Annotated in this window: 10 protein-coding genes; all 10 read left to right on the top strand. The window is 55.4% G+C overall.

Features of this window, described 5'->3' with window-relative positions; translation table 11 throughout:
- Nucleotides 1-37 precede the first annotated feature (37 nt).
- Nucleotides 38-1513 carry an amidase gene (locus tag EI185_RS11775; protein WP_124705358.1) on the top strand — a complete coding sequence of 492 codons (1476 nt, stop codon included), beginning with the start codon at nucleotides 38-40 and terminating at the stop codon, nucleotides 1511-1513.
- A gap of 118 nt (nucleotides 1514-1631) precedes the next feature.
- Nucleotides 1632-3293, top strand: a complete 1662-nt coding sequence (pyrG, locus tag EI185_RS11770) for a CTP synthase (protein ID WP_124705357.1) — start codon at nucleotides 1632-1634, stop codon at nucleotides 3291-3293.
- Nucleotides 3290-4132: a 3-deoxy-8-phosphooctulonate synthase gene (gene kdsA / locus EI185_RS11765; RefSeq protein WP_124705356.1), complete on the top strand. Its 843-nt coding sequence runs from the start codon at nucleotides 3290-3292 to the stop codon at nucleotides 4130-4132. The genes pyrG and kdsA overlap by 4 nt, the downstream gene beginning before the upstream one ends.
- A 40-nt stretch (nucleotides 4133-4172) precedes the next feature.
- The gene (gene eno / locus EI185_RS11760) at nucleotides 4173-5459 is read left to right on the top strand and encodes a phosphopyruvate hydratase (RefSeq protein ID WP_124705355.1); all 1287 of its coding nucleotides are present in this window, start codon (nucleotides 4173-4175) and stop codon (nucleotides 5457-5459) included.
- A 23-nt stretch (nucleotides 5460-5482) separates the two neighbouring features.
- Nucleotides 5483-5833, top strand: coding sequence for a cell division protein FtsB (ftsB, locus tag EI185_RS11755; protein ID WP_306308279.1), 351 nt, complete (start codon nucleotides 5483-5485; stop codon nucleotides 5831-5833).
- A complete protein-coding gene (locus tag EI185_RS11750; protein WP_124705353.1) occupies nucleotides 5830-7053 on the top strand; it encodes a cell division protein ZipA C-terminal FtsZ-binding domain-containing protein in 1224 nt (407 codons plus the stop codon). The genes ftsB and EI185_RS11750 overlap by 4 nt, the downstream gene beginning before the upstream one ends.
- Nucleotides 7053-9077: an NAD-dependent DNA ligase LigA gene (gene ligA / locus EI185_RS11745; RefSeq protein WP_124705352.1), complete on the top strand. Its 2025-nt coding sequence runs from the start codon at nucleotides 7053-7055 to the stop codon at nucleotides 9075-9077. Before EI185_RS11750 ends, ligA begins: the two co-directional genes overlap by 1 nt.
- A gap of 25 nt (nucleotides 9078-9102) precedes the next feature.
- A complete protein-coding gene (gene galU / locus EI185_RS11740) occupies nucleotides 9103-9990 on the top strand; it encodes a UTP--glucose-1-phosphate uridylyltransferase GalU (protein WP_124705351.1) in 888 nt (295 codons plus the stop codon).
- Nucleotides 9991-10404: 414 nt separating this feature from the next.
- Nucleotides 10405-11268: a phosphate/phosphite/phosphonate ABC transporter substrate-binding protein gene (locus EI185_RS11735; protein ID WP_124705350.1), complete on the top strand. Its 864-nt coding sequence runs from the start codon at nucleotides 10405-10407 to the stop codon at nucleotides 11266-11268.
- 489 nt (nucleotides 11269-11757) lie between these two features.
- Nucleotides 11758-12624 (top strand): phosphate/phosphite/phosphonate ABC transporter substrate-binding protein, encoded by an 867-nt coding sequence (locus tag EI185_RS11730; RefSeq protein ID WP_124705349.1) that lies wholly within the window; start codon nucleotides 11758-11760, stop codon nucleotides 12622-12624.
- Nucleotides 12625-12736 lie beyond the last annotated feature (112 nt).

The raw sequence follows: 12736 nt of genomic DNA, 5'->3' as shown, positions 1-12736 counted from the left end.
ATTGAAGATGTAGATCGGCATCTATAGGGAGCCGTGCATGGAGCACCCCATTTTCACCACAGCGAGTCGCTTGGCGCAAGCGATACATTCCGGTGCGATTAGCTCGCTTGATGTGGTTGAGGCGCATTTGGCACAAATCGCCAGATACAATCCAAAACTGAATGCCATCGTAACGTTGGATGCGGAACGCGCACGGCAGCAAGCTCGCGAAGCGGATGCAGCGCGGGCTCGTGGCGAAAGCTGGGGACCATTGCATGGTGTGCCATTTACCGCCAAGGATTTTTACGAAACGGCAGGTTTACGAACGACGGCAGGGTTCAAAGGGTTGGCAAACCATATCCCGGCGCGTGATGCCACGGCGGTAGCCAGAATGCGGCAAGCGGGCGCTATCCTCCTCGGCAAGACCAATATGCCTGTTTTAGGCCAGGATGTGCAGACCAATAGTCCCTTGCTAGGCATTGGTAATAATCCTTGGGATCTTGGTCGCACACCGGGCGGCAGTACAGGTGGAGGGGCGGCAGCGGTGGCCGCCGGTCTTACGCCTATTGAACTGGGTAGTGACGGTAATGGTTCAATCCGTATTCCGGCGCACTATTGTGGTGTCTATGGCTTCAAGCCGACGGAATATCGGGTTCCTGGTACGGGACATATCACGGACTTGCCCGGCAAGCCCCATGCATTTCGACATTTGGTCTGCTTCGGACCGATTGCCCGCTCAGTCGATGACCTCAAGCTGGTATTTTCAGTCATCGCGGGTCCCGATGGTCGCGATTTTCTGGTGCCTCCCGTTCCGTTGACCCCCGCATCCACCAAGCCACTGCTAAATTTGCGTTTAGCCTGGACGAGCGATTTTGGCGGTCTGGAGGTAAGCGCCGATACCCGGCGCTTGTTGCAGCAATTGTTTGCCGATTTAGGTGAGCGCGGCTGCAAGACCGAGGAACGTACGCCGCCGCTGGATTTCGACGCGGCATGGCGCATTGGCGGTGCGCTGACTACGGCAATGGCTGTCCCGGGTGTGCCCGTTCCATTGCGTTGGCTCGGTGCAGCGCTTTATCCGTTGATGTTTCCAAATCAGCCGTTTCACGCTGGGATGGCCAAAGGTTTACGCATGGGCATTAGCGGATATATGAAGACACTGACCGAAAGAGAAATCTTTATCGCCGGGATGGAGGGAATGTTCGATCACTGCGATGCACTCATCTGCCCTGTGGCGGCGACGCCCGCATTCACCCACCGACGCGCTGCCGTGACAGTGCCGGGGAAAGCGATTGATGTCGACGGCAAGAAAATGCCGTATTGGATGGCTACGGTTTACCATACCAGCATCTTCAACCTCACCGGGCATCCGGTGGTCGTCATCCCGTTGGGCTTGTCTGAGGAGGGTCTGCCTATCGGCGTCCAGGTGGTGGGCCGGCGCTGGCATGACATGGAGATTCTCGATATTGCAGGCAAGCTGGCTGAGATGCTCGGGCCACCGCCCGTCCCGCCTGGGTATTATCAAGAACCGAAATAACAATTTGACCAAAACATGGGTGGAGTTGGACAGTGAATTTAAACAGCTATCGCTGTTGCCAATTGTTACCCCCAGCGCTTTACGCTAAAATTCAGCATTACCTGCGCCGTAAATCAACATGACCCGTTATATCTTCGTTACTGGCGGTGTGGTTTCTTCCCTGGGCAAGGGAATCGCCGCCGCCTCTCTCGCCGCCATTCTTGAATCGCGCGGCATGCAAGTCACCATGATGAAGCTGGACCCATACATCAATGTGGATCCCGGCACCATGAGCCCGTTCCAGCACGGGGAGGTGTTCGTCACCGAGGACGGAGCGGAAACAGACCTCGATCTCGGCCACTACGAGCGCTTTACCCATGCGCACATGAGCAAGCGCAACAACTTCACCACTGGCCAGATTTACGAATCGGTGATCAAGAAGGAGCGGCGCGGCGAGTATCTGGGCGGCACGGTGCAAGTCATTCCGCATATTACCGACGAGATCAAGCTGCATATCCGCAACGGCGCAGCGGGGGCCGAGGTGGCCATTGTCGAGATCGGCGGTACTGTGGGCGACATCGAATCGCTACCCTTCCTGGAGGCGATCCGCCAGATGGGTTTGCAAGAGGGGCGCAACAATACCTGCTACATCCACCTCACGCTGGTGCCGTATCTGGGCAAGGCGGGCGAGGTGAAGACCAAACCCACCCAGCACTCGGTGAAAGAACTGCGCGAGATCGGTATCCAGCCCGACGTGGTGCTGTGCCGTGGCGACCGCCCGTTGCCCGACGAGGAACGCCGCAAGATTGCGCTGTTTACCAACCTGGAACCGGGTGCGGTGGTTTCCGTGCACGACGTGGACAGCATTTATAAAATTCCTGAAATGCTGCGCGAACAGGGCATGGACGAGATTGTCTGCCGCAAGTTCGGCATCACGCCGCCACCCGCCGATCTGTCCATGTGGAACGGCCTGGTGGAAGCGCTGGAGCATCCGCAGCATGAGATCGATATCGCCATGGTGGGCAAGTACGTGGGGCTGACCGAGTCGTACAAATCCCTGTCCGAGGCGCTGATCCATGCGGGGATTCATACCCGCACCCATATCAATATCCACTACCTGGATTCCGAGCAGATCGAGAAGGACGGTATCGGCTGCCTTACCGGCATGGATGCCATCCTGGTGCCGGGCGGTTTCGGCAAACGCGGTGTCGAGGGCAAGATTGCCGCGATCCAGTATGCGCGGGAAAACAAGGTGCCGTACCTGGGCATCTGTCTCGGCATGCAGCTTGCCGTGATTGAATATGCGCGTCACAAGGCGGGTATGACAGACGCGCACAGCACCGAATTCGAACCGGCCACCACGCATCCCATCGTGGCGCTGATTTCCGAATGGAGAGACGCCGCCGGCCAGGTGGAAACCCGCAGCGCGAATTCCAATCTGGGCGGCACCATGCGTCTGGGCGGCCAGGTTTGTAAACTCGATGCCAACTCGCTTGCACGCAACGTGTATGGCAGCGACGAGATTACTGAACGTCACCGCCACCGCTATGAGGTCAATAACGCGCTGCTGCCGCAATTGCAACAGGCCGGACTTAAAGTGAGCGGACTGTCTGCCAGCGATGGTCTATGCGAAATGGTGGAATTGCCCGATCACCCCTGGTTCATCGGCTGTCAGTTTCATCCGGAATTTACCTCTACACCGCGTGCCGGGCATCCGCTGTTCAAGGCGTTTGTCGAGGCGGCGCTTACCCATCAGCAATCTGCAGCAGGAAAGTTCGCTGCAGCAGGAGAAACAGTATGAAACTGTGCGGATTTGAGGCGGGCCTGGATCAACCGCTGTTCCTGATCGCCGGCCCGTGCGTGGTGGAATCGCGCCAGATGGCGATGGACACCGCCGGGGCGCTGAAAGAAATTTGCGCCGAGCTGGGCGTGCCGTTCATCTACAAGTCTTCCTACGACAAGGCCAACCGCAGTTCCGGCGTGTCGTTCCGCGGGCCGGGCATGAGCGCCGGGCTGCAGATCCTGGCCGATGTGAAAAAGGAAATCGGCGTGCCGGTTCTGACCGATGTGCACAGCATCGAGGAAATCAGCGAAGTGGCAGCGGTGGTGGATGTGTTGCAAACGCCCGCTTTCCTGTGCCGCCAGACCGATTTCATCCACGCTGTGGCGTGCGCGGGCAAGCCGGTGAATATCAAGAAGGGGCAGTTCCTTGCCCCCTGGGATATGAAGAACGTGGTGGACAAGGCGCGTGCCGCCAACGGCGGGCAGGACAACATCATGGTGTGCGAGCGGGGCGTGTCGTTCGGCTACAACAACCTGGTGTCGGATATGCGCTCGTTGATGGTGATGCGCGAAACCGGCTGCCCGGTGGTGTTCGACGCCACGCATTCGGTGCAACTGCCGGGCGGGCAGGGCAATGTTTCCGGCGGCCAGCGTGAATTCGTGCCGGTGCTGGCGCGTGCAGCGGTGGCGGCGGGGGTGGCCGGTGTGTTTGCGGAAACGCATCCCGATCCGGCCAAGGCGCTGTCCGACGGACCCAATGCCTGGCCGCTGGGATTGATGAAAGAATTGCTGTACACGCTGAAAGAAATGGATGCGCTGGTGAAACAGCGCGGATTGATTGAAAACAAAGTGAAATAGGTTGCGCATAGCGTAGCCGTTGATTGGACAGGGAAAATAAATGAGTGCAATTGTTGATGTCATCGCCCGCGAGATTCTGGATTCGCGCGGCAACCCCACTGTAGAAGCCGATGTGTTGCTGGAATCGGGCGTAATGGGACGCGCTGCCGTGCCGTCCGGCGCATCCACCGGCAGCCGCGAAGCGATCGAGCTGCGCGACGGCGATGCCCAGCGCTACCTCGGCAAGGGCGTATTGCGCGCGGTGGAAAACGTCAATACCGAAATCTGCGAGGCCATCATCGGTCTGGATGTGGAAGAACAGCACTTCATCGACCGCACGATGATCGAGCTGGACGGTACGGAAACCAAGTCGCGCCTCGGAGCCAATGCGATCCTGGCAGTGTCGATGGCGGTGGCGCGTGCGGCGGCGGAAGAATCCGGCCTGCCGCTGTATCGCTATCTGGGTGGCGCGGGCCCGATGCAGTTGCCGGTGCCGATGATGAATATCATCAACGGCGGCGCGCACGCCAACAACAATATCGACATGCAGGAATTCATGATCATTCCGCTCGGCGCGCCCAGCTTCCGCGAAGCGCTGCGCTATGGCGCGGAAGTGTTTCATGCGCTGAAAAAACTGCTGGACGGGTTGGGCATGACCACGACCGTCGGTGACGAAGGCGGCTTTGCGCCCAATCTGGAATCCAACGAAGCTGCATTGAAGCTCATCGTGCAGGCGATTGAAAAAGCCGGTTACGTGCCGGGCACCGACATTGCCATCGGCCTCGATTGTGCCGCCAGCGAGTTCTACAAAGACGGCAAATACCACCTCGAATCCGAAGGGCTGCAGCTCTCTTCCGAACAATTCACCGACTACCTGGCGAGCTGGTGCGACAAGTACCCCATTATCAGTATCGAAGACGGCATGGCCGAGGATGACTGGGCGGGTTGGGCAGTGCTGAGCGCACGGCTGAAAAAAACCATCCAGCTGGTGGGCGACGATTTGTTCGTCACGAATGCCAAAATCCTCAGCGAGGGTATCCGCCAGGGGATCGCCAATTCCATCCTGATCAAGGTCAACCAGATCGGCACACTGTCCGAAACATTTGATGCGATCGAGACTGCCAAGCGTGCCGGATACACTTCGGTGATTTCGCACCGTTCCGGCGAGACCGAGGACACCACGATCGCCGATCTCGCAGTGGCAACCAATGCGTTGCAAATCAAGACCGGTTCCCTATCACGTTCCGACCGCATGGCCAAATATAATCAATTGCTGCGTATCGAAGAAGAACTGGGTGATGCTGCGCGCTATCCGGGCCGGTCCGCTTTTTATCAGATCGGCAATTGATCTAATTGCGCCAGATGCGCTGGATGACTTGGATTCTGGTATCTTTGCTGCTGTCCTTGCAGTATCCGCTCTGGTTTGGCAAAGGCGGCTGGTTGCAGGTGTGGGATACAGGCCGTCAGGTCGCCGAGCAAAAACAGGTCAATGCCAACCTGACCGCACGTAATTTGGCGATGGATGCCGAAGTGCGCGACTTGAAGCATGGGCTGGATGCGATTGCCGAGCGGGCGCGCAACGAATTGGGCATGATCCGTAACGACGAAGTTTTTTTTCAGGTATTGAAACCGGGACAGGCACAACCAGCGGCGCCTGCTCAAAACGGGAATAATAAACAGCAGCCACTTCCAGGTGGCGCGGGAGACGGAAAGCAAAGATGAATCCATTGCAAATCAGTCTGATTGCCGTCGCAATCGTAGTGGTCGTAGCGATTGTCCTTTACAACTGGTTTCAGGAAAGAAAATACCGCAAGCAGTCACGCGAGATGTTTGAGTCTCAGCAGGATGTTTTACTGGATGGACAACCAGGCACCGAATCCGATGCAGCGCGCATCGAACCCTATCTGGATGAACCGGGATATGCGGAACAATTCGTGCCAGGCTCTCCCCGGATGCATGAGCAGATAGAGCCAGTTGCAACTACCGGCACAAACTCATCAACAATCAATTATCAGGCTGATGTTTCCGCGCTTCACGAGCCACAGCCGGCACATTCCATACCGGTTCAAGCAAGGGTGGCATCGCAGCCGGAATCCGCGCCCCCCTCAGTCGAGCTGCCGCCACCTCCAACAGATACGGAGATTGATTTCGAGATTCGGCTGCAAACCACGGATGCGATTCCTGGTTCCGCGATGACTGAGCAGATCGAGCGTAGCCGTATTAGCGGCAAGCATATGTACTGGTTTGGCTATAACCATCTTGCCGGAGACTGGGAGGAAATCGCCAGCTGGCGCGAAGATGCCTATTCGGAGATCGTGATTGCCCTGCAACTGGCTGACCGCAATGGCGCTGTCAGCGAAGACCATCTGGTACAGCTGTGCACTTTGGCACGGCAGTTGGCCAGCCGTTTCAATGGTATAGCAGAATGTCCCGACATTCCCTCTGCATTGCAGCGGGCCAGCGAACTCGATTTGTTCTGCGTGGATGTGGATGTGCTGATCGGCCTGAATGTGGTGAGCCGTGACAATGAAGTGTTTTCGGGCAACAGGATCAGCGAACTGGCGCAGCGTGCAAACATGGTGCTGGCGGTAGACGGCGTGTACCAATGCCGCAATGCTGCCAATGAGGTGATTTACTCATTGTGCAACCACGAATCCGCGCCATTTACGGCAAATGCAAACGCACCGTTTTCCACCCATGGCATCACCCTGCTGTTCGATTTGCCGCGCGTGGCCAATGGGCTGGCGGCATTCGACCGCATGACCGAATTGGCGCATCAGCTCAGCGAGCAGCTGGGTGGTCAATTAGTGGATGACAATATCCGTCCCCTCTCCCAGGCGGGTATCGACAAAATCCGTATGCAAATCGACCAAATCTACAAACGCATGCAGGCGCGCGGTATTGCTGGTGGCAGCAAGCGGGCGCTGCGCTTATTTGACTGATGCCTGTTCCCACCGAGATTGCCGTGCGCGCACGTCAGTTGCGCGAACAGATCGAGTACCACAATTACCGTTACTACGCGCTAGACGCACCCGTTATTCCCGATGCTGAATTTGATCGCTTGTTACGCGAATTACAATCACTGGAAACCCAATATCCGGAGCTGGTGACGCTGGATTCTCCCACTCAGCGCGTGGGCATAGCGCCGGTTGCGGCATTTTCCAAGATCACTCACCGTGTACCGATGTTATCGCTAAATAATGCGTTTAACGATGCGGAAATCGAGGCTTTTGATCGCCGTTGCCGCGAGTCGACCGGGCTGTCGCAAATCGAATACGCAGTTGAACCCAAGTTTGATGGCCTGGCGATTACGCTGAGTTATGCGCAGGGACGTTTTGTGCAGGGTGCTACGCGCGGGGATGGTTACACCGGCGAGGATGTCACGGCTAACCTGCGCACAATTCGTGCAATTCCGATGCAACTGGGCATCAAACAACCGCCTGCTTTGCTCGAAGTGCGCGGCGAAGTGCTCATGCTCAAAGCGGACTTTGCTGCGTTGAATGTCGCTCAACGCGAGCGCGGGGACAAGGAATTTGCCAATCCACGCAACGCCGCCGCAGGTTCATTGCGTCAACTCGACCCTCGCATCACTGCCAGCCGTCGTCTGCATTTTTTCGCTTATGGCATTGGCGCCGCAGATGGCTGGATTACCCCCCCGACCCACGCTGAAATAATGAATCAGCTGCTGGATATGCATCTGCCTATCGCCAGACAGCGCAACGTAGTGCAGGGTGTGTCCGGTCTGCTGGATTTCTACCGCCAGATTGGAAGTGCCCGTGCTCAGTTGCCCTACGACATTGACGGCGTGGTATATAAAGTCAACGATCTCGTCTTGCAGGAGCAGCTTGGCTTTGTCGCACGTGCACCCCGGTTCGCCATTGCACACAAATTTCCGGCACAGGAAGAGCTGACCCAGGTGATGGGGATCGACGTGCAGGTCGGCCGTACCGGTGCGTTGACGCCGGTGGCGCGGCTTGCTCCCGTGTTTGTCGGCGGCGTGACGGTGACCAACGCAACGTTGCATAATGAGGATGAAATCCGCCGCAAGGATGTGCGCATTGGCGATTGGGTGAATGTGCGTCGCGCGGGGGACGTGATTCCTGAAATCGTGTCTGTGGTCACGGAACGCCGTCCGCCCGACGCACGCGAATTCGTCATGCCCACTACTTGCCCGGTGTGCGGTTCGCATGTGGTGCGCTTGCCGGATGAGGCAGTGGCACGTTGCAGCGGTGGCTTGTATTGTCCGGCGCAGCGCAAGCAGGCACTATGGCATTTTGCCAGCCGCAGGGCGATGGATATCGACGGACTGGGCGAAAAACTGGTCGACCAATTGGTGGATATGGGATTGATCAACAGCCCGGCCGATCTGTACCGGCTGGGTATGGTGAAACTGGCCAATCTGGATCGCATGGCGGACAAATCCGCCGCCAATCTGCTCGCTGCCATCGAGGCCAGCAAGCACACGACTTTGGCACGCTTTATCTATGCACTGGGTATCCGCAACGTGGGCGAACAGACCGCCAAGGATCTGGCGCGTTACTTCGGCAATCTGGATGCGTTGATCGCTGCCGACCAGATTGTATTGCAGCAGGTACCCGATGTGGGACCGGTGGTGGCGCAATCCGTTGCGCAGTTCTTCGCCGAGCCGCATAACCGCACAGTGATCGATATGCTACGCGCTAGCGGGGTGGTTTGGCCGGAAGACGAGCCGGGCATGTCCATCCAAACCAGCGCAATTGTCGGCAAGACTTTCGTGCTCACCGGCACCTTGCCCAATCTGAGCCGCGAAGATGCCAAGGAAAATATTGAGTCGCTAGGTGGTAAAGTGAGCGGTAGCGTGTCGAAAAAAACCGACTATGTGGTGGCTGGCGTTGATCCCGGTAGCAAATACATCAAAGCGCAAGAACTCGGCGTCAAAATTCTCGATGAGGCCGCATTGCTGGAATTATTGAACAGTTTAAAATGAATTTTGTAATCACTATGGAGCCAGCATGACTAACACGATTACCAAAGCGGTTTTCCCGGTTGCGGGCATGGGCACACGATTTTTGCCTGCTACCAAGGCCAGTCCAAAGGAAATGCTGCCTATTGTAGACAAGCCATTGATTCAATACGCTGTGGAAGAGGCCGTCGCAGCCGGTATTACCGACCTGATCTTTATTACAGGGCGCAGCAAGCGTTCCATCCCGGACCATTTCGACAAGGCCTACGAGCTGGAAGCCGAACTGGAAGCGCATGGCAAGACCAAGTTGCTTGAGTTGGTGCGCGGCATACTGCCGTCCCACGTGAATTGCATTTACATTCGCCAGTCTGAGGCGCTGGGCCTCGGACACGCGGTGCTGTGCGCAAAACCGGTGGTGCAAAACGAGCCTTTTGCCGTGATCCTTGCCGATGACCTGATCGACGGCGAGCCGCCGGTAATGAAGCAGATGGTGGATTTATACGACTACTATCAATGCTCATTGCTGGGGGTTCAGAATGTTGCCCGTGAAGAAACCAGCCAGTACGGGATCGTGGCGGCAACGCCGCTCTCCAATGGTTTGCACAAGGTAAGTTCGATTGTGGAGAAACCCCGTCCGGAGGATGCGCCTTCCACGTTAGGCGTAGTTGGGCGTTACATTCTTACCCCGCGCATCTTCCATCACATCGAGAACATCCAGCCGGGTGCTGGCGGCGAGATCCAGCTTACCGACGCGATTGCCAGCTTGTTGCAGGAACAGCAGGTACAAGCCTACGAGTTTAAAGGGGTGCGCTACGATTGCGGCAGCAAGCTGGGCTATCTGAAAGCCACGGTGGAATATGCATTGAAGCATGATGAGGTGAGCGAGGAATTCCACGCCTACCTGCTGTCAAAATATTGTTCTGCATCTGAAAAATAAGCGATTGAGACAATTCAGCTGCTTATCTCTCTCGCCTGGCGCCAAGACAACGCTTCGGCTCTGGTGGACTATTGAGCGGCGTCGGGAAAATGCCAACGGATAATACGTCATAGCCTGCTTAAGATAGTTTGTTTTTTGTCGTTAATCGGGTTGCAGCATCAGTTCCAGGATGCGGGGTTGATTCGACGGCAATGGACATAATAGGTGGGTGGCAGATTTTCCTGTTTTCTCCCAGTGAAATCATTGTTTTAATCATATGTGCGTGATGGGATCCGCAGCGCTTGCTAACGCTCACGTGTTTGGTATGTGAGATGGGCACTATGTTCCTGAATTCGAGTTTGCATCTGGCTGGCTGATAGCGAGAACCAGACGCATAAGTCTGAATTGCACATTGTCAAAAAGGTGTCTCAAATAATGCGGAAAATATTTTTTGTTGCAACGTTGCTACTATCTTTTAACCTGCAGGCAGCAGATAGACTGATGTTTGGCATCAATCCCGGCACTGCGGCAGGCAAGGAAGACCAATGGATGTTAAGGGATTCGTTCCAGCCGCTCGCCGATTATATCGGCAAGGCAGCCGGCATTCCTGTGCGTACCGATATTACGCAAAATTTCAAGTCTATCGATGAGCACTCCGGCAAAGGTCGATATGACTTGTTGCTGGCGCCGACGAATGTGATAGGCCGGGCGCTTCTGGACGCCGGTTTTGTTCCAGTAGCAAAATTCAAGGATCTGCACGCGACTTTGCTAGTCAGCGAGCAAAGTCCATATAAAACCGTAGCTTCGCTGAAAAATTCGCGAATCGGCATGCTAAGCCGTGCAACGCTTATGGGGGCGCTGTCTGCGGATTTGTTGAATAAGCAGGGATTGTTGCTGAGCAAGGACTTCCAGCGAGTGCAGGAAATAAGGTTTCAGGATACCCTTGTTTCGCTGTTGCTGAAAAATTCCGTGGATGTGATTGCCATTTCGCACGAAGCCGCCACAAAGGCATTAAAGGATAATCCTGGAAAGCTGCGGATTTTGGCTAATACCGATCCGGTTCCTGGTTTTGCGATCGCTTTGTCTAAAGACATGCCACAAGCCCAGGCGAAAAAAATAACCGAGGCATTGTTGAACATGGGTGACAACGCGAGTGGCAAAGCGGCTCTGTCTGTTGCCTCGGCGGGTGGGAGTGTGGGCGTTACCAGTCTCACCAAAGCGAATAGCGCTGAATATGCAAAAGTGATGGCCCTAATTAGCGCGTCGCAAAAGCTTTACCCGCCGTCGGAAAATAACTGACGCATGGGATATTGTTTACAACAATAACGTTAACAGGGAAGTCAGGCATTATTATGCTGAACAGCATCTGATTTTCCGTGTTTGCCTAGTAAGTAACAAACACCCGCGATAAGCGGGTGTTTGTTTTTAGCTGGCCCAGATATACCTCGCTATCCATAGTATCGCGGCCTGTGTTTGCGGCGAATTGTCAGACAGAGTTGATGAAAAGCTAACAGGTAACAGATGCGGCTCAGATGATCGGATTAGAGTAATTCGGCTGAATATCGACATCAAATCAAGTAGACGCACGTTTATACAGCAGCCTGATCGTAACAATCGATAAATGGCATGCTTACTGCTCGTATATGGGAGTGACTTAGATTCGGTAGTGGATACACGTTATCGAATCGATGCTGCATCGCTGATTGAGCAGCATGCTAAAAATAATAGCTTGATATCTAAGAATGCACACTGAAACTATAAGTGCTCAATATTACAAGGAGATTAAAAATGAAGGCAAAGCGTTTTTTCTTTATGACTGTAGTGCTACTGTTACCTTTTAACCTGCACGCAGCCGACCGGCTGATGTTTGGCATCAATCCCGGCGCCTACGGCAGTGAGGATCAATGGGTGTTAAGGGATTCATTCCAGCCGCTGGCCGACTATATCGGCAAAGCTGCGGGGACTCAGGTACGCACCGACATCACGCAAAGCTTCAAGACGATCGATGCGCATGCAGGCAAGGGTCGGTATGACTTGTTGATGGGGCCCACCAATGTGATTGCCGAGGCTTATAAGGTCTCCGGATTCAATCCGGTTGCGAAGTTCAAGGATCTCGCTTCGGTTCTGCTGGTCAGGGAACCAAGCCCATACAAAACCGTCGCCTCCCTTAAAGGTTCGCGAATTGGTATGGTGAGCCGTAAAACGCTGATAGGCCAGTTGGCGGCCCATTTGCTGCAGAGCGAGGGGGTCATGCTGAATCGTGATTTCAAGCAAGTACAGGAAATAAACTTTCAGGACACACTGGTTTCGCTGTTGCTGGAAAACTCGGTCGATGTGATTTCCGTGGGGCCGAAAGTGGCAGGAGAAGCATTGAAGGCGCATCCAGGAAAGCTGCGGATATTGGCTAAAGCCGATCCTGTCCCGGGTTTTGCGATCTCTCTGGCACGTGACATGCCACCAGAACAAGCGAAAAAAATTACTGAGGCCCTGGTGACGATAGGTGATAGCGCCAGCGGCAAGGCTGCACTGGCCGCCATCACGGTGGGCGGGGGCGCGGGGAATACCCATCTAACCAAGACCAGCAGCGCAGAATACGTCAAGACAATGGAATTGATAGGCGCGGCGAAAAATCTTTATCCTGCCCAGGCAAAGTAATCAGTCGCTTTACCAGAGGCTAGATAGTGTCGTCACGAGATAGCGAGCCAAAGCACCAAGCAGCGTATGCGGACTGCGGCCAGGAATGAGGAAGCGTTTTTAACGTAGCGCG

Source organism: Sulfuriferula multivorans, from assembly GCF_003851125.1.
GTDB classification, from domain to species: Bacteria; Pseudomonadota; Gammaproteobacteria; order Burkholderiales; family Sulfuriferulaceae; genus Sulfuriferula; species Sulfuriferula multivorans.
This window is presented reverse-complemented; position numbering and strand designations above follow the sequence as displayed.